Origin of the sequence: Enterobacter sp. MGH 16 (genome assembly GCF_000493175.1) — a bacterium.
GTDB classification, from domain to species: domain Bacteria; phylum Pseudomonadota; class Gammaproteobacteria; order Enterobacterales; family Enterobacteriaceae; genus Enterobacter; species Enterobacter roggenkampii.
The window spans coordinates 1,630,800-1,648,993 of the sequence record NZ_KI535695.1; the positions used below are offsets into that span (position 1 = coordinate 1,630,800).

An 18,194-nucleotide genomic window follows, 5' to 3' on the forward strand; every position below is an offset into this window, starting at 1 on the left:
GCTGAACAGCTGGCTTTTTTATCGCCCTCTTTTACCCGCCAGACGACTCCCCGCCCGCTGCCCGCCGCAGCCAGTTTTGCAGCAGCTTGCCGTCCTCGGTCATCTCTGAATCTGAGCGCACGCAGAGGTAGTAGTCGCGTCCGTCATCAATCGGTAGGTCAAAGATCTTCACCAGCTCGCCGCTCTCAAGATACGGCGCAATCAGCGGCTCCCGCATCAGCGCACACCCCAGACCCGCCTGTACGCCCGCCAGCGTCAGCAGACCGTCCTCAAACATTGGACCGCTGCGGCGAACGGGACGCTTCACCCCCTGCTGTACAAACCACTGCGCCCACGTAGTACGCTCCTCATCGTGCAGCAGCGGCATCTGCAGCAGTTGCTCAGGCGTGTCGATATGGCCGTGAATGCGCAAAAATGCGCGGCTGCACACCGGCACCATCTGTCCGGAAATCAGCTTTTCACTCTGATAGCCCGCCCACTGGCCGTTGCCAAAACGAATCGACATATCCGATGCGTCGCTCAGATAGTTACGGTGGTTGGCATACACCACGTTGATCTCGGTCTGCGGGTTGGCGCGCATAAACGCAGGCAAGCGCGGGATAAACCACCCCATACCAAAAAGCGGGATCAGGCTGATGGTGACCTGACGCGTTTGCGCCTGCTCCGCCAGGTGCTCCGTCGCCTGGCGCAGCACGTTAAACGCCGCACGGATCGAGCGGTAGTATTCCCGCCCGTGCTGGCTCAGCACCAGCCTGCGCCCCTGACGCTCCGTCAGCGACATTTGCAGGTACCCTTCGAGCACCCTGAGCTGATGGCTGACGGCCGACGGAGAAATGTCCAGCTCCTGCGCGGCCAGCGTGACGCTGCCCAGCCGGGCGATGGCCTCAAAGGCACGCACAGCCCGAAGCGGCGGATCGTTTGCAAGGCGACTTTCTGCATACGCAGGCAGGCCAACCAATTGTTCTGTTTTATTCATATGTTGATTTCTTTAGGCTTTTCACCCAAAAACAGGTCTTCATTATATTTATATAAATCATAAAGATAGAACAATATCTATTTATCATAAGAAATAATAGATGCGTATTTTACAATTTTATTCATTTATTGGATGGTAGCCGCAGAACGAGCACTTTGCGGGTACAGACGTTGGATACACTCATACAACAACTGATCAACGGTGTGATGCTGGGAAGCATCTACGCGCTGATCGCGCTGGGCTATACCATGGTGTATGGCATTTTGCGCATTATTAACTTTGCTCACGGCGATATTCTGATGGTCGGCGCGCTCACCACGCTCTCCGCCATGAACGCCCTGAATACCACTTTTCCGCATATGCCGCAGCTGTTGCAGCTCGGCGTTGCCCTGATGATTGCCATGGCCGTCTGCGCCCTGCTGGCGATGGCCGTGGAACGCTTTGCCTACCGTCGACTGCGCAACGCCCCGCGCCTCGCGCCGCTGATCTCGGGTATCGGCGTTTCGGTCCTGCTGCAAACCGTGGCGATGATTATCTGGACGCGCAACCCGCTGATGTTCCCGCAGATCCTGCCGATGGACCCTATCGCCGTCACGTCAGGCAGCGAAGCGCATCCTCCTGCCATCGTCACCGTCACCGGTATCGTCACCGTTGTCCTTGCGCTGGCGGTGATGACCGGGCTGTGGCTGCTGGTGGAATACACCCGTCTGGGGCGCGGCATGCGCGCCGTGGCGGAAAACCCGCGCGTGGCCACGCTGATGGGGGTTAACCCAAACGCCATTATTACCCTGACGTTTGCCATTGGCGGCGTATTTGCCGCGCTGGCAGGCGTGATGATGGCCAGCAATTACGGTAACGCCAGCTTCTCGATGGGCTTTTTGCCCGGGATAAAAGCCTTTACCGCCGCCGTGCTGGGGGGCATTGGCAACATTCGGGGCGCCATGATTGGCGGCATCCTGCTCGGCATTATCGAAGCGCTGGGCGCAGGCTACCTGGGTGAACTGACCCACGGCGTATTTGGCAGCAACTATCAGGATGTCTTTGCCTTTATGGTGCTGATCCTGGTGCTGGTCTTCCGTCCGGCTGGCCTGCTGGGCGAGCGCGTGGCGAACAGGGCGTAAGGAATTCCATGACAACACTTCAACTCCAGACCCCGGCGACGACGCGCAAATTCTGGTCAGGCATGAGCCTGTTCTGCCTCGCGCTGCTGATTGCGCCCGTGGTGGCCACGCAGCTAGGCGGCAACTACTGGGTGCGCGTCATCGACTTCGCCCTGCTCTACATCATGCTGGCGCTCGGGCTTAATATTGTGGTGGGCTATACCGGCCTGCTGGACATGGGCTTTATCGCCTTTTACGCGGTCGGCGCCTACCTCGCGGCACTGATGGCCTCGCCACACCTGCTGGAGGTGTTTCCGATCCTCGGCGTCTGGTTCCCGGACGGGTTGCACACCTCGTATCTGCTCATTATTCCGCTGGCCGCCCTCGTCGCGGCAGTCTGCGGGATTTTACTCGGTGCTCCTACGCTCAAGCTGCGCGGGGACTACCTGGCGATAGTGACCCTCGGCTTTGGCGAAATTATCCGCATCCTGATGCGTAACCTCGACCGTCCGGTAAACATTACCAACGGCGCAAAGGGCATTACCGGGGTGGATACGCTGAACCTGTTCGGCCTGAAGTTCAGCGGCGTATACCACTGGTTTGGTTTCAAAATACCCGCGCTGTGGCTGTGGTACTACCTGCTGATGCTGGTCATTGTGGCGATTATTTTTGTCTGCCTGCGCCTGCAGCATTCCCGCATTGGTCGCGCCTGGCACGCCATCCGCGAGGATGAAGATGTGGCGCGCGCGATGGGCATCAACGTGCGTAACTATAAGCTGCTCGCCTTTGCGATGGGCGCCTCCTTTGGCGGCGTGGCGGGTGCGCTTTTCGGCGCGTTTCAGGGCTTTGTCTCCCCGGAATCCTTCACGTTACAGGAATCGATTGCCGTACTGGCGATGGTGGTGCTGGGCGGCATGGGGCACATTCCGGGCGTGATCCTGGGCGCGGTACTGCTTACCGCCCTGCCGGAACTGCTGCGCAGCCAGGCAGCGCCAGTTCAGCAGGCGCTGTTCGGTACGGTGCTGATTGACCCTGAAGTGCTGCGCCAGCTGTTTTACGGTCTGGCACTGGTGCTGGTGATGCTGGTGCGCCCGTCCGGGATCTGGCCGGTACGCCACAAGGAGGCGAAGGCATGAGCCTGTTAACCGTACGCAACATGACAAAACGCTTCGGCGGCCTTACCGCTGTAGATGACGTTTCCTTAACCGTGAACAAAGGCGAGATCTACGGGCTGATCGGCCCCAACGGCGCGGGAAAAACCACCTGCTTTAACCTCATCACCGGCCTTTATCCGGCGGACAGCGGCGAGTTTTCGATAGCGGATAAGCCCTATTTCCCAAAACACATAGAGAAAGTGACCGTCGCCGGGATTGCGCGCACCTTTCAGAACGTGCGCCTCTTCAACGACATGTCGGTACTGGAAAACGTGATGGTGGGCCGCCACGTGCGCACCCGTAACGGCCTGTGGGCCGCGCTGAGCCGCCACAAACGCGCCCGTGAGGAAGAGAAACAGACCCGCGAACTGGCCTGGCACTGGCTGGACTATACCGGCATTGCGCAGTTCGCCCACTATCGAGCCTGCGATCTGGCCTATGGCCATCAGCGTCGCCTGGAAATCGCCCGCGCGCTGGCAACGGATCCGCTGCTGCTGGCGCTGGACGAACCCGCCGCCGGGATGAACGCGGCGGAAAAAGTGGCGCTCGGCGAGCTGCTCATCCGCATCCGCGATGACGGCAAAACCCTGCTGATGATTGAACATGACGTCAAGCTGGTGATGGGCATCTGCGATCGCCTGACGGTGCTCGATTACGGCAAAACGCTCGCCACCGGCACGCCGGAAAGCGTGCGGCGCGACCCGGCAGTGATCGCCGCCTGGCTTGGAGGTAACGCTCATGTCTGAATTACTGAAGGTGGAACGTCTGGACGTGCATTACGGCGGCATTCAGGCCGTACGCGATGTCTCATTTGCCCTGCGCGAGGGCGAACAGGCTACGCTGATCGGCGCTAACGGCGCGGGGAAAAGTTCCACCGTGCGCGCCATTACCGGGCTGGAAAGCTTTAGCGGCAGCATTGTCTTCAGCGGTAAAGCGGTGTGCAAACAGAGCCCGGAGACCCTGCTTCGCGACGGGCTGGTGATGGTCCCGGAGGGCCGCGGGATCTTCTCCCGCATGACGGTGCTGGAAAACCTGCAGATGGGCGCCTGGCTCAGGCGTGACACTGTCACCGTCAGGCGCGAGATGAACGAAATTTTCGAGCGCTTCCCGCGTCTGGGCGAACGCCAGCATCAGCTTGCCGGTCTGCTGTCCGGCGGCGAGCAACAGCTGCTGGCCCTTAACCGCGCCCTGCTTAGCCGCCCGCGCCTGCTGATCCTCGACGAGCCGTCAATGGGCCTTGCCCCGAAGATGGTCGAGAACATATTTGCCGTTATTGCCGGGCTGCGCGAGCGCGGCGTCGCCCTGCTGCTTATCGAACAAAACGCCCGGCTCGCGCTGGAGGTGACCGACAGCGCGTGGGTGATGGACAGCGGCAGCATTGTTCATCATGGCGAATCGACAGCGCTGCTCAACGACGACCAGATTGCACAGATTTATTTGGGCGAAATGCCCGTTTAACCACACCAGCCAACATCAGGGAAATACAATGAAAACAGTAAAAATCAGCGCGCTCAGCGCCGCTATTCTGCTCGGCAGCTTTGCCTCAACGTCCGCGTGGGCCGCTGACGGTGAAACCGTGGTCATCGGTCTGGCAGGCCCGCTGACCGGCCCGTCTGCCCGTATCGGGAAAGATCTGGAGAACGGCGCGCAGCTGGCTATCGATGACATCAACAAGCAGCACCCGACCATCGGCGGCAAAGCGGTGACCTTCAAACTGCAGTCCGAAGACGATCAGTCCGACCCGCGCACCGCCGTAGCCGTCGCGCAGCGTCTGGTGGATAGCGGCGTGGCGGGCGTGGTCGGCCACTGGAACACCGGCACCAGCATTCCGGCGGCCCGCATATATCACGATGCGGGTATTGCCCAGGTGGCGCCGGTCGCAACCGGTCATGCCTATACCCAGCAGGGTTTTGACACCAGCTTCCGCGTGATGGGCCACGACGATGACGGCGGCCAGCTCGCCGGTCAGTACGCGGTTAACACCCTGAAAGCCAAACGCATTGCGGTGATCGACGACCGCACCGCATTTGGACAGGGTCTGGCAGACCAGTTTATTAAATCGCTGGAAGCCCAGGGCGTGAAAATTGTCGATCGTCAGTACGTGGATGACAAAACGGTCGATTTCAGCGCCGTACTGACCGCCATCCGCAGTAAAAACGCCGATCTGATCTTCTTCGGCGGCGTCGACAGCCAGGCCGCACCGCTGGCGCGCCGCATCAAACAGCTGGGCATGAACGCCACGCTGATGGGCGCAGGCGGATTCGTCAGCCAGACGTTCCTCAAGCTGGCGCAGAAAGAAGGCGAAGGCGTTGTGGCGCTGGAGCCGGGTCTGCCCGTTGACCAGATGCCGGGTGGTAAAGCGTTCGAGCAGGCGTACCAGTCCCGCTACCACACCCATATCGAACTGCACGCCCCGTTCGCCTATGACGCCACCCGCGTGCTGGTGGCGGCGATGGAAAAAGCAGACTCCGTTGAGCCGTCCGACTATCTGCCCGCCCTGCGCGCCATCAGCTATTCCGGCGTGACCGGACAGATCGCGTTTGATAAAGAGGGCAACCTGAAATCGCCGTCGTTCACGGTCTATAAGGTTGTCGACGGCAAATGGCAGCCGCAGACCGTGCTGGGCGGCGCAAAAGCGAAGTAACGCAGCGAGGCAATGTGATGAGTGATAATAACGAGCTGGGCATTCTCGCCCGCCGCAAAATTGAAGCCGAAATTATTAAGCCAATTTATGAAATCCTGGTGCGCGAGATAGGGAAAGACCGCGCCCAGGCGGTGATTGGTGAGGCCATTGAGCAGGCCGCGATTGATGCTGGCAAAGGGTTTGCCAGCAAAGAACCCAACGGCGCGAACATCAAGAGCTTTATCGCCCTGCAGTATCTGTGGGAGAAAGATAATGCCCTGGAGGTGAAGGTGATCGACGCCGACGACCAGCAGTACAACTACAACGTGACCCGCTGTCGCTACGCGGAGATGTACCACGAGATGGGGCTGGGTGAAATTGGTCACCTGCTCTCCTGCGCGCGCGATGAAAAATTCATCGTGGGCTATGCGCCCGACGTAGAGCTAACCCGCACCACCACCATTATGCAGGGCGGCGCGTGCTGTGATTTCCGCTACCGCTGCAGTAAGGACAAGCCATGATCCGCGTCAACGCCGAACGGCTGTGGTCAACGCTTGAGATGATGGCGCAGATCGGCGGCACGCCCGCCGGTGGCGTCACCCGTCTGGCACTGAGCGAGGAAGATCGCGTTGCGCGTAATCTGCTTCGCGACTGGGCGCTGGACGCCGGTTTTACCTGTGCCGTCGACAGCATGGGCAATATGTTTATCCGTCGTGCGGGGAAAAATCCGCAGCTTGCCCCGGTCTTGACCGGTTCGCACGTGGATACGCAGCCGCTGGGGGGGAACTACGACGGGGTTTACGGCGTGCTGGCCGGGCTGGAGCTGCTGCGAACGCTCAACGACCATCACATTGAGACGGAACGTGACGTTGTGCTGGTCAACTGGACCAACGAAGAAGGCGCGCGCTTCGCGCCAGCCATGCTCGCTTCAGGGGTCTGGACGGGGCAATTTAGCGAAGCGTACGCCCATGCCCGCGCCGATCACGATGGCATCACCGTGGGTGAAGCCCTGGATAACATCGGCTACCGGGGTGAAGCCCCTGCCCGCGCGTTTCCGGTTTACGCCTGCTACGAGCTGCACATCGAGCAGGGCCCGATTCTGGAGGACGAAGGTCTGGATATCGGGCTCGTCCGCGCGGCAATGGGCCAGCGCTGGTTCACCCTGACGCTGGACGGGTTTGCCGCCCACGCGGGCACCACGCCGATGCACAGCCGCCGCGACGCGCTAACCGCCTTCGCGGAGCTGGCGCTGAAGGTGGAGGAGATTGGCTATCGGCATGCGCCGGACGGACGGGCGACGATCGGTATGGCGCAGGTTACGCCAAACTCGCGCAACGTCGTGCCGTCTCGGGTGGTCTGCAGCGTGGAGTTTCGCCATCCGGCGCAGACGGCGCTGGAAGCCATGGAGGCGGCGCTACATAAGGTGGCTGAAAGCCTGAGCCTGCGCGGGGTGGCGGCTGCCGTTAAGCGCATCTTTGACTACACGCCCATCGCGTTTGATGCCGAATGTCTGGCCCGCACGGAGAAGGCCGTGGCGGAACTGGGCTACTCGGCGAAACCGATGGTCTCCGGCGCGGGACATGACGCCTGCTATGTCAGCAAAATTGCCCCTGCCAGCATGATTTTTATCCCCTGCGTGAAGGGCATCAGCCATAACGAAGCGGAAAGGATCCTGCCGGAGTGGTCAGAGAAAGGGGCAAACGTGCTGTTGCACAGCGTGTTGGCCGCGGCCCAGGAAAAATAAACCGGGTGGCGCGGCTCGGACAACCGCGCCCGTAGGCCCGGTAAGCGCAGCGCCACCGGGCGTGTTTTACCCCTTCGGCACCTTCGCCAGGCTGAACCAGATCCCCACTGCCAGCAACAGCAGCATTCCGCCCGCACTCCCCAGCGCCACGCTGTGGGAAGTAATAAACGCACTTTTCGCCGCCTCAATCACCGGCTCCGCGAGGGACGGCGTCAGTTCCTGCGCCACCTTCATCGCTTCACCAATCGATGACGAGGCTTTATCGACGAGCGAGGCATGCAGCCCCTGCGGCAGCGCAATCGACGCCGAGAAGCTGCGGGTCAACAGCAGACCAAAAATGGCGATCCCCAGCCCGGCCCCCAGTTCATAGGACATGGTTTCAATGGCTCCGGCGGCAGCCGCCTTCTCTTTCGGCGCGGCCGCCATAATGGCCGAGGTCGAGGCCAGCAGCGCGCTGGCGGCACTGAAGCCGAGCAGCACCATCAGCCCCCACGCCTGCCACTGCTGCGTGCTGAAGTCGAGCGTCGACAGGCCGATAAAGCTGACCGCGCTCAGCCCCATGCCACCCGCAGCGACAATGCGTAGCCCCAGACGGCCCACCAGCACACCGGCAATCGGTCCGCTGAACCCGCTGGCCACCATTACCGGGAGCATAAACATGCCCGCCTCGAACGGCGTAAAGCCATGGACAAACTGCAGCTCCTGCGCCATCAGCAATTCAAAGCCCACCAGGGCGATCATCGCTGTCATCGCCATTACCACGCCGCTTAAAATGATGCGGTGACAGAACAGGCGCATATCGATCATCGGCACGCGGGCGCGAAGCTGGATGCGCACAAAAATAAACAGCATCACGGCCCCCGTCAGCAGGGTACACGCCACCAGCCACGGCGCCAGAGCGCCCTTAAGCGCGGTTTTGGCGCTGTAGACCAGCAGCAAAATCGCCACAATCAGCATGATGGCATGGCTGATATTCAGCGGCTGCTCCGGTCGGCCCTGTTGACGGGGGACAAAACGCGCGGCCAGCGACACCACCACCAGCACAATCGGTACGTTGATCAAAAACACCGATCCCCAGTAAAAATGCTCCAGCAGCATACCGCCAATCAGCGGGCCAAACGCTGCCCCGCCGGAACCGACCGCCGCCCAGACGCCGAGCGCGATGTTGCGATCTTTCGCATCGGTAAAGAGCGTGCGGATCCCCGCCAGAGTGGCAGGAATGATCATGGCCGCACCAATCGCCAGCGAGGCGCGCGCCGCGATCAGCCACCCTGCTGAGGGGGCAAACGCTGCCGCCAGCGATGACAGGCCAAACAGCGTGCTGCCGATCATCAACAACCGTTTAAAACCGATGCGGTCACCCAAGGCGCCCATCGGCAGCACCATTCCCGCCATCACCAACGAGTAAATATCGATGATCCACAATAGTTCATTGCCGCTGGCGCCCAGCGTCATGCTCAATGTCGGCGCCGCTACGTGCAGCACCGTCGCGTCAATCGCCACCGGGATATACACCAGCACGATAATCACTAACGCTAACCACTGACGAAACATAAATTTCCTTTTCATCTCAAACCTGGACACATGTCCAGATTGCGATCCTACGCAAAGTTGAACGCGTGTCCAGCTTTTTGTTACACTCGTTTCATTCCTATTGAGAGTAGTGAAAAAATGCAATATTTGAGCAAGGAAGAGAGACGGGAAGCGATCCTGCAGGCCGCGATGCGCGTAGCGCTGGCCGAGGGGCTGGCAGCCATGACGGTACGGCGAATTGCCGCTGAAGCGGGCGTCGCGACCGGACAGGTCCACCACCACTTCGCCTCCGGCGGCGAGCTAAAATCGCTGGCCTTTGTGCGCGTGATCCGCGAGCTGCTGGATGCCGACGTGGTGGGTGAAAACGCCAGCTGGCGGGAACGGCTGCACAGCATGCTCGGCAGTGACGACGGCGGGCTTGAGCCTTACATTCGCCTCTGGCGGGAAGCTCAAATTCTCGCCAGCCGGGATCCTGAAATCAACGCGGCTTACGCCCTGACTATGGAGATGTGGCATCAGGAGACCGTGGCGATTATCCGCGCCGGGGCGGAGGCCAACGCCTTTACGCTTACCGATCGCGCGGAAAATATTGCCTGGCGATTGATCGGGCTGGTTTGTGGGCTTGATGGGATCACGATTTTAAATATGCCCGAAATGGACGATGCGGCGTTTAATAAGCATCTCGATAAACTTATCTCCCTCGAATTGGGTTAATACTCCCAACGGAGTATTATTTACCGCGAGTTTTACAATTAGTAACACATTAAGCGAACCCATATTTCCTTTCGAATCTCAGGGGTTCGCTTTTTTATCTATCCTTTCAGTTGTATCCAAAAACATCCAATAATCCAACCAGCACACTCACATCTATCTAACTGTTTTCATTTGTTTTCTCTTCATTCTGGCGAGCAAGAGGGTGATATGTCACAACAAAGTGAGAAGAGTAATCCGCATCTGTTAAGTAACTGGAAACCGGAAAATGTGCAATTTTGGGAAAACAAAGGAAAACATATCGCGCGAAGAAACCTGTGGATTTCCGTCGCCTGTTTGCTGTTAGCGTTTTGCGTCTGGATGTTATTTAGCGCCATTGCCGTCAATCTGAATAAAGTCGGATTTAATTTCACCACCGATCAACTTTTTATGCTAACGGCATTACCTTCTCTCTCCGGCGCGATATTGCGCGTCCCCTATTCGTTTATGGTGCCCATATTTGGCGGACGATACTGGACGGTATTGAGTACCGTCATCCTGATCATTCCCTGCGTCTGGCTGGGGATGGCCATCCAGAACACCGCGACGCCTTACTGGATCTTTATCGTGATTGCCCTGCTCTGCGGCTTTGCAGGCGCCAACTTTGCCTCCAGCATGGGCAACATCAGCTTCTTCTTCCCCAAGGCAAAACAGGGTAGCGCGCTCGGTATTAACGGCGGGCTCGGCAACCTGGGCGTCAGCGTGATGCAGCTGGTCGCGCCGCTGGTGATCTTCCTGCCGATGTTTACCTTCCTGGGCGTGGAGGGCGTACCGCAGGATAACGGTTCCACCCTGTGGCTGGCCAATGCGGCCTGGATATGGGCGCCGCTGCTGCTGCTGGCCACCCTTGCGGCCTTCTTTGGAATGAACGATATCGCCAGCTCCAAGGCCTCTATCGCCAGCCAGCTCCCGGTGCTGAAGCGTTTTCATCTCTGGCTGCTGAGCCTGCTCTATCTGGCGACCTTCGGCTCGTTTATCGGTTTCTCGGCGGGCTTTGCCATGCTGTCAAAAACCCAGTTTCCGGACGTCAACATTCTGCACCTCGCCTTCTTTGGCCCTCTAATCGGTGCGCTGGCGCGTTCGGCGGGCGGGATGATCTCTGACAAACTGGGCGGCGTGCGGGTCACGCTGATTAACTTCGTTTTTATGGCCCTCTTCAGCGCCCTGATCTTCCTGACGCTGCCCGGCTCTGGCTCCGGCAGCTTTGTCGCGTTCTATCTGGTCTTTATGGGGCTGTTCCTCACCGCCGGGCTCGGCAGCGGATCGACCTTCCAGATGATCGCGATTATCTTCCGCCAAATCACGCTCGACCGCGTCAAAAAACAGGGCGGCACGGACGAGCAGGCGCAGCACGAAGCGGTGACAGAGACCGCCGCCGCGCTGGGCTTTATCTCCGCTATCGGCGCCGTTGGCGGGTTCTTCATTCCCAAAGCCTTTGGCACCTCGCTGGCGATGACCGGATCGCCGGTCGGCGCCATGAAGGTGTTCCTCGTGTTTTACATCGTCTGCGTGCTCGTTACCTGGCTGGTGTATGGCCGCAAATCCGCAAAACAAGAATAACTACACGTCCGAAGCAGGAGAAATGTCATGAGCAAACTGTTGGATCGCTTTCGTTATTTCAAAACAAAGGGGGACAGCTTCGCCAACGGGCACGGGCAGGTATATAACACCAACCGCGACTGGGAGGACGGCTACCGTCAGCGCTGGCAGTTCGACAAGATCGTGCGCTCCACCCACGGCGTGAACTGTACCGGCTCCTGCAGCTGGAAGATTTACGTTAAAAACGGCCTGGTGACCTGGGAAACCCAGCAGACCGACTATCCACGCACCCGCCCTGACCTGCCCAACCACGAACCGCGCGGCTGCCCGCGTGGCGCAAGCTACTCGTGGTATCTCTATAGCGCCAACCGTCTTAAATACCCGCTGGTGCGCCGCAGGCTGATTGAGCTCTGGCGCGAGGCGCTGGCGCAGCATACCGATCCGGTGCTGGCCTGGGATGCCATCCAGAGCGATCCGCAAAAGGCGCAAAGCTACAGGAAGGCGCGGGGTAAAGGCGGGTTTATCCGCTCGAACTGGAAAGAGCTGAACCAGCTGATTGCCGCCGCCAACGTCTGGACCATCAAAAACTATGGTCCGGACCGCGTGGCCGGTTTTTCCCCTATTCCGGCGATGTCGATGGTCTCCTACGCCGCCGGCACGCGCTATCTTTCCCTGCTGGGCGGTACCTGCCTGAGCTTCTACGACTGGTACTGCGACCTGCCGCCGGCGTCGCCGATGACCTGGGGCGAGCAGACCGACGTGCCGGAGTCCGCCGACTGGTACAACTCCAGCTACATCATCGCCTGGGGCTCGAACGTGCCGCAGACCCGAACCCCGGACGCCCATTTCTTCACCGAGGTGCGCTACAAGGGCACCAAAACCGTCGCCATCACGCCGGACTTCTCGGAAGTCGCGAAGCTGAGCGACCAGTGGCTGTCCCCCAAACAGGGCACCGACAGCGCCCTCGCCATGGCGATGGGCCACGTGATCCTCAAAGAGTTCCACCTCGATAACCCGAGCGACTACTTCCTTAACTACTGCCGCCGCTACACCGACATGCCGATGCTGGTGCTGCTGGACGAGCAGGCTGACGGTCGCGTGGTGCCTGGGCGTATGCTGCGCGCCTCGGACCTTGTCGACGGGCTGGGGGAAGCCAATAACCCTGAATGGAAGACCGTCGCCTTTGACGTAGCCGGAAACCTGGTGGTGCCAAACGGCTCCATCGGCTTTCGCTGGGGAGAAAAAGGCAAATGGAACCTGGAGCCACAGGCTGCGGGCCACGACACCGAACTGACGCTGTCGCTGCTCATCACCCACGACAGCGTGGCGGACGTCGCCTTCCCCTACTTTGGCGGCAACGAGAACCCGCATTTCCGCAGCGTGAAGCAGGATCCGGTACTGACGCGCCGCGTGCCGAGCAAAACCCTGACCCTCGCCGACGGCAGCGAGAAACGGGTAGTCAGCGTTTACGATCTGGTGCTGGCGAACTACGGTCTCGATCGCGGTCTGGAGGACAGCAACGCCGCAGAGAGCTATGACCAGGTCAAAGCCTATACCCCCGCCTGGGGCGAGCAGATCACCGGCGTGCCCGCCCGGCTGATTGAAAAAATCGCCCGCGAGTTTGCCGACACGGCGCACAAAACCCACGGCCGGTCGATGATCATTCTCGGTGCAGGGGTGAACCACTGGTACCACATGGACATGAACTACCGCGGGATGATCAACATGCTGGTCTTCTGCGGCTGCGTCGGGCAGAGCGGCGGCGGCTGGTCGCACTATGTCGGCCAGGAGAAGCTGCGCCCGCAAACCGGCTGGCTGCCGCTGGCCTTCGCGCTGGACTGGAACCGCCCGCCGCGCCAGATGAACAGCACCTCCTTCTTCTACAACCACGCCAGCCAGTGGCGCTACGAGAAGCTGACCGCGCAGGAGCTGCTCTCCCCGCTGGCGGACGCCTCGAGGTTCACCGGCCACCTGATTGATTTCAACGTCCGCGCCGAGCGCATGGGCTGGCTGCCGTCGGCGCCGCAGCTCAACCTCAACCCGCTGCACATAAAGGCCCGCGCGGACGCGGCGGGCATCACGCCGCAGGAGTACACCGTTCAGGCGTTAAAATCGGGCGATATCCGCTTCGCCTGCGAGCAGCCGGACAACGGCAAGAACCATCCGCGCAACCTGTTCGTCTGGCGCTCTAACCTGCTCGGCTCGTCCGGGAAAGGCCACGAGTACATGCTAAAATACCTGCTCGGCACCGAGAGCGGGATTCAGGGCGAGGATTTGGGCTCAACCGACGACGTGAAGCCTGAGGAAGTGGAGTGGCAGACCGCCGCCATTGAGGGCAAGCTCGACCTGCTGGTGACGCTCGACTTCCGCATGTCCAGCACCTGCCTGTTCTCGGATATCGTCCTGCCGACCGCCACCTGGTATGAAAAAGACGATATGAATACCTCGGACATGCATCCGTTTATTCACCCGCTCTCGGCCGCCGTCGACCCGGCATGGGAGTCCCGCAGCGACTGGGAGATCTACAAGGGCATCGCCAACGTCTTCTCCGAGGTTTGCGTCGGGCATCTCGGCACCGAAACGGACGTGGTGCTACAGCCGCTACAGCACGACTCCCCCGCGGAGCTGTCGCAGCCGTTTGACATTCAGGACTGGCGCAAAGGGGAATGCGATCTGATCCCCGGTAAAACGGCGCCGAACATCGCGGTCGTCGAGCGGAACTACCCGGAAACTTACGAGCGCTTCACCGCCCTCGGCCCGCTGATGGACACGCTCGGCAACGGCGGGAAAGGCATATCGTGGAACACGCAGAGCGAGGTCGATTTCCTCGGCAAGCTCAACTACGTCAAGCTCGACGGCCCGGCGAAAGGCCGCCCGCGCATTGAAACTGCCATTGACGCTTCAGAGGTGATCCTCGCCCTCGCGCCGGAAACCAACGGCCAGGTGGCGGTGAAGGCCTGGGAAGCGCTCGGCGAGCTGACCGGGCGCAATCACACCCATCTGGCGCTGAACAAGGAAGACGAGAAGATCCGCTTCCGCGATATCCAGGCGCAGCCGCGTAAAATCATCTCCAGCCCGACCTGGTCCGGCCTGGAGAGCGAGCACGTCTCCTATAACGCGGGCTATACCAACGTTCACGAGCTGATCCCGTGGCGCACCCTTTCCGGCCGCCAGCAGCTGTATCAGGATCATTCCTGGATGCGCGCCTTCGGTGAGAGTCTGGTGGCTTACCGTCCACCGATTGACACCCGCAGCGTCACCCATATGCGCGAGATCCCGCCGAACGGCTTCCCGGAAAAAGCGCTCAATTTCCTGACGCCGCACCAGAAATGGGGCATTCACTCCACCTACAGCGAAAACCTGCTGATGCAGACCCTGTCGCGCGGCGGCCCCATCGTCTGGATCAGCGAAACCGACGCGCGCGAGCTGGGCATTGAGGACAACGACTGGATCGAGGCCTTCAACGCCAACGGCGCCCTCACCGCCCGCGCGGTGGTCAGCCAGCGCGTGCCGCCGGGCATGACCATGATGTACCACGCTCAGGAGCGCATCCTGAACATCCCGGGTTCCGAGGTGACCGGACGGCGCGGCGGGATCCACAACTCTGTCACCCGCGTCTGCCCGAAACCGACGCACATGATCGGCGGCTACGCCCAGCTGGCGTACAGCTTCAACTATTACGGCACCGTCGGCTCCAACCGCGACGAGTTCATCATGATCCGCAAAATGAAAAACATTAACTGGCTGGACGGCGAAGGTCGAGATCAGGTCCAGGAGGCGAAAAAATGAAAATACGCTCACAGGTTGGCATGGTTCTGAATCTCGATAAATGCATCGGCTGCCACACCTGCTCGGTCACCTGCAAGAACGTCTGGACCGGGCGTGAAGGGATGGAATATGCGTGGTTCAACAACGTGGAGACCAAACCGGGGATCGGCTACCCGAAAAACTGGGAGGATCAGGAGGAGTGGCAAGGCGGCTGGATCCGCGGCATTCACGGCAAGCTGACCCCACGCCTCGGCGGCAAAATGGGGGTGCTGTCGAAGATTTTCGCCAACCCCGTCCTGCCGCAGATTGACGATTATTACGAACCCTTCACCTTTGACTATCAGGAACTGCACCGCGCCCCGGAGGGGGATCATCTCCCTACTGCCCGCCCCCGCTCGCTGATTGACGGCAAGCGGATGGACAAAATCGTCTGGGGCCCCAACTGGGAGGAGCTGCTGGGGGGCGAGTTCGAAAAACGCGCCCGCGACCGCAACTTCCAGAAGATCCAGAAGGAGATGTACGGCCAGTTCGAAAACACCTTCATGATGTACCTGCCGCGCCTGTGCGAGCATTGTCTCAACCCGAGCTGCGTCGCCACCTGCCCGAGCGGCGCGATTTACAAGCGCGAAGAGGACGGCATTGTGCTGATCGACCAGGACAAATGCCGCGGCTGGCGCCTGTGCATCAGCGGCTGTCCCTACAAGAAAATCTACTTCAACTGGAAGAGCGGCAAGTCAGAAAAATGCATCTTCTGCTACCCGCGCATTGAGTCCGGCCAGCCGACCGTCTGCTCGGAAACCTGCGTCGGGCGCATCCGCTACCTCGGCGTGCTGCTGTACGACGCGGACCGTATTGAAGAGGCGGCCAGCACCGAGCATGAAACCGATCTGTACGAGCGCCAGTGCGACGTGTTCCTCAACCCGAACGATCCGGCGGTGATTGAGGAAGCGCTGAAGCAGGGTATTCCGCAGAACGTCATCGACGCCGCCCAGCGTTCCCCGGTCTACAAAATGGCGATGGACTGGAAGCTGGCCCTGCCGCTGCACCCGGAATACCGCACCCTGCCGATGGTCTGGTACGTGCCGCCACTGTCGCCGATTCAGTCCTACGCGGACGCCGGCGGCCTGCCGCAGAGCGACGGCGTTCTTCCCGCAGTCGAAAGCCTGCGCATTCCGGTGCAGTATCTGGCGAACATGCTCAGCGCGGGCGATACCGGCCCGGTGCTGCGCGCCCTGAAGCGCATGATGGCAATGCGTCACTACAAGCGTTCCCAGACCGTGGAAGGCGTGACCGATACCCGCGCCATTGAAGAGGTCGGCCTGACCGAAGCGCAGGTTGAGGAGATGTACCGCTATCTGGCGATTGCCAACTACGAAGACCGCTTCGTGATCCCGACCAGCCACCGCGAAATGGCACGCGACGCCTTCCCGGAGAAAAACGGCTGCGGCTTCACCTTCGGCGACGGCTGCCACGGCTCCGATACGAAATTCAACCTCTTCAACAGCAGCCGCATCGACGCGATCAACATCACCGAGGTGCGCGAACATGGGGAGGGAGAGTAATGCAGATCCTCAAAATCATCGCGCTGCTGATCGAGTATCCCGATGAGATCCTGTGGGAAAACCGTGATGAAGCGCTTTCGTTAATTGCGCAGGACGCGCCCATGCTGCTGCCGTTTGCCCGCCAGCACCTGAGCGCCCCGCTGCTGGATAAACAGGCCGAATGGTGTGAGGTGTTTGAGCGCGGTCGCGCGACGTCGCTGCTGCTGTTCGAGCACGTTCACGCCGAGTCCCGCGATCGCGGCCAGGCGATGGTCGACCTGATGAGCCAGTATGAGAAAGCGGGTCTTGAGCTGGACTGCCGCGAGCTGCCGGACTATCTGCCGCTCTACCTGGAATATCTCAGCATCGTCACCGACGACGAAGCGCGTGACGGGCTGCAAAACGTCGCACCGATCCTGGCGCTTATCGGCGGCCGCCTGAAGCAGCGCGGCGTGGCGCACTATCAGCTGTTTGACGCTCTGCTGGCGCTGGCGGGCACGCGGCTTTCCAGCGACAGCGTGGCGAAACAGGTGTCCGGTGAAAAACGGGATGATACCCGTCAGGCGCTGGACGCCGTGTGGGAAGAGGAACAGGTGAAGTTTATCGAAGACAACGCCACATCGTGCGACAGCTCGCCGATGCAGCAATATCAACGACGCTTTAGCCAGGACGTCGCGCCGCAGTACGTGGACGTCAGCGCCGGAGGCCCAAAATGACACACTACCTGAACGTGTTTTTCTATGACATTTATCCGTACATCTGCGCCACCGTGTTTTTCCTCGGTAGCTGGTTGCGCTACGACTACGGACAGTACACCTGGCGCGCCTCGTCAAGCCAGATGCTCAGCAAGCGCGGGATGAACTGGGCCTCTAACCTGTTTCATATCGGGATTCTGGGGATCTTCTTCGGGCACCTGTTCGGCATGTTAACCCCGCACTGGATGTACGCCTGGTTTTTACCCGTCGCGGTTAAGCAGCAGCTGGCCATGATTGCGGGCGGAATTTGCGGCGTGCTGACGCTGATCGGCGGGTCGATGCTGCTGATTCGCCGCTTGTTCAACCAGCGGGTGCGTGCCACCTCCACCACGCCGGATATCATCATTATGAGTATCCTGCTGATACAGTGCATTCTGGGGCTATCGACCATTCCTTTCTCCGCGCAATATCCTGACGGAAGCGAGATGATGAAGCTGGTGGGCTGGGCGCAGGGGATCGTGACGTTTAAGGGCGGTTCATCAGAAATGCTGAGCGGCGTGGCGCCGATCTTCCGCGTGCATCTGGTGCTGGGGATGACGATCTTCCTCATCTTCCCCTTCACCCGCCTGGTGCACGTGTGGAGCGCGCCGTTTGAGTACTTTACGCGGCGGTATCAGGTGGTGAGATCGCGCCGTTGATTTGTCGGGTGGCGGCTACGCCTTACCCGACCTACGTTCACACGCCCGTAGGCCCGGTCAGGTGTAGACGCCA

At 60.3% G+C, this 18,194-nt stretch carries 15 protein-coding genes and 1 pseudogene; 14 read left to right on the forward strand and 2 right to left on the reverse strand.

Translation table 11 applies throughout. The annotated features are described in order from the left end of the window. Positions 1 to 31 precede the first annotated feature (31 nt). Positions 32 to 976 carry a LysR substrate-binding domain-containing protein gene (locus tag L362_RS14965; protein WP_023344210.1) on the reverse strand — a complete coding sequence of 315 codons (945 nt, stop codon included), beginning with the start codon at positions 974 to 976 and terminating at the stop codon, positions 32 to 34. A gap of 170 nt (positions 977 to 1,146) precedes the next feature. Here L362_RS14965 and L362_RS14960 point away from each other — a divergent pair, with 170 nt between their 5' ends. From L362_RS14960 to L362_RS14930, 8 genes and pseudogenes are all read left to right on the forward strand, one after another. Further along, entirely contained in the window at positions 1,147 to 2,097 is a 951-nt protein-coding gene (locus tag L362_RS14960; RefSeq protein WP_032637742.1) for a branched-chain amino acid ABC transporter permease, read from the forward strand. An 8-nt stretch (positions 2,098 to 2,105) separates the two neighbouring features. Continuing rightward, positions 2,106 to 3,212, forward strand: coding sequence for a branched-chain amino acid ABC transporter permease (locus L362_RS14955; protein WP_023344212.1), 1,107 nt, complete (start codon positions 2,106 to 2,108; stop codon positions 3,210 to 3,212). 20 nt (positions 3,213 to 3,232) lie between these two features. Continuing rightward, positions 3,233 to 3,745, forward strand: a pseudogene (locus L362_RS14950) (ABC transporter ATP-binding protein); the annotation flags it as partial. 105 nt (positions 3,746 to 3,850) lie between these two features. Continuing rightward, entirely contained in the window at positions 3,851 to 3,976 is a 126-nt protein-coding gene (locus L362_RS25080; protein WP_369796354.1) for an ABC transporter ATP-binding protein C-terminal domain-containing protein, read from the forward strand. Beyond that, positions 3,969 to 4,688 (forward strand): ABC transporter ATP-binding protein, encoded by a 720-nt coding sequence (locus L362_RS14945; protein ID WP_023344214.1) that lies wholly within the window; start codon positions 3,969 to 3,971, stop codon positions 4,686 to 4,688. The genes L362_RS25080 and L362_RS14945 overlap by 8 nt, the downstream gene beginning before the upstream one ends. Positions 4,689 to 4,716: 28 nt before the next feature. Then, entirely contained in the window at positions 4,717 to 5,874 is a 1,158-nt protein-coding gene (locus L362_RS14940) for a branched-chain amino acid ABC transporter substrate-binding protein (protein ID WP_023344215.1), read from the forward strand. A gap of 17 nt (positions 5,875 to 5,891) precedes the next feature. Continuing rightward, the gene (locus L362_RS14935; RefSeq protein ID WP_023344216.1) at positions 5,892 to 6,374 is read left to right on the forward strand and encodes an L-2-amino-thiazoline-4-carboxylic acid hydrolase; all 483 of its coding nucleotides are present in this window, start codon (positions 5,892 to 5,894) and stop codon (positions 6,372 to 6,374) included. Continuing rightward, the gene (locus tag L362_RS14930) at positions 6,371 to 7,597 is read left to right on the forward strand and encodes a Zn-dependent hydrolase (protein ID WP_023344217.1); all 1,227 of its coding nucleotides are present in this window, start codon (positions 6,371 to 6,373) and stop codon (positions 7,595 to 7,597) included. The genes L362_RS14935 and L362_RS14930 overlap by 4 nt, the downstream gene beginning before the upstream one ends. Before the next feature lie 66 nt (positions 7,598 to 7,663). Here L362_RS14930 and L362_RS14925 read toward each other — a convergent pair whose 3' ends face one another. Then, positions 7,664 to 9,151 carry an MFS transporter gene (locus L362_RS14925; protein ID WP_021240210.1) on the reverse strand — a complete coding sequence of 496 codons (1,488 nt, stop codon included), beginning with the start codon at positions 9,149 to 9,151 and terminating at the stop codon, positions 7,664 to 7,666. Between the two features lie 117 nt (positions 9,152 to 9,268). Between L362_RS14925 and L362_RS14920 the strand changes: the two genes are divergently transcribed. From L362_RS14920 to narI, 6 genes are all read left to right on the forward strand, one after another. Beyond that, positions 9,269 to 9,844 (forward strand): TetR family transcriptional regulator, encoded by a 576-nt coding sequence (locus L362_RS14920; protein ID WP_021240211.1) that lies wholly within the window; start codon positions 9,269 to 9,271, stop codon positions 9,842 to 9,844. A 207-nt stretch (positions 9,845 to 10,051) separates the two neighbouring features. Next, positions 10,052 to 11,440 carry a NarK family nitrate/nitrite MFS transporter gene (locus L362_RS14915; RefSeq protein ID WP_023344218.1) on the forward strand — a complete coding sequence of 463 codons (1,389 nt, stop codon included), beginning with the start codon at positions 10,052 to 10,054 and terminating at the stop codon, positions 11,438 to 11,440. Positions 11,441 to 11,467: 27 nt separating this feature from the next. Beyond that, entirely contained in the window at positions 11,468 to 15,208 is a 3,741-nt protein-coding gene (locus L362_RS14910; protein ID WP_023344219.1) for a nitrate reductase subunit alpha, read from the forward strand. Next, complete coding sequence (gene narH / locus L362_RS14905) at positions 15,205 to 16,749, forward strand: nitrate reductase subunit beta (RefSeq protein ID WP_023344220.1); 1,545 nt, start codon at positions 15,205 to 15,207, stop codon at positions 16,747 to 16,749. The genes L362_RS14910 and narH overlap by 4 nt, the downstream gene beginning before the upstream one ends. After that, on the forward strand, positions 16,749 to 17,444 hold the full coding sequence (narW, locus tag L362_RS14900) for a nitrate reductase molybdenum cofactor assembly chaperone (protein ID WP_023344221.1): 696 nt from the start codon (positions 16,749 to 16,751) through the stop codon (positions 17,442 to 17,444). Before narH ends, narW begins: the two co-directional genes overlap by 1 nt. Further along, positions 17,441 to 18,121 carry a respiratory nitrate reductase subunit gamma gene (gene narI, locus L362_RS14895; protein ID WP_014883923.1) on the forward strand — a complete coding sequence of 227 codons (681 nt, stop codon included), beginning with the start codon at positions 17,441 to 17,443 and terminating at the stop codon, positions 18,119 to 18,121. The genes narW and narI overlap by 4 nt, the downstream gene beginning before the upstream one ends. The last annotated feature ends 73 nt before the right edge of the window (positions 18,122 to 18,194 follow it).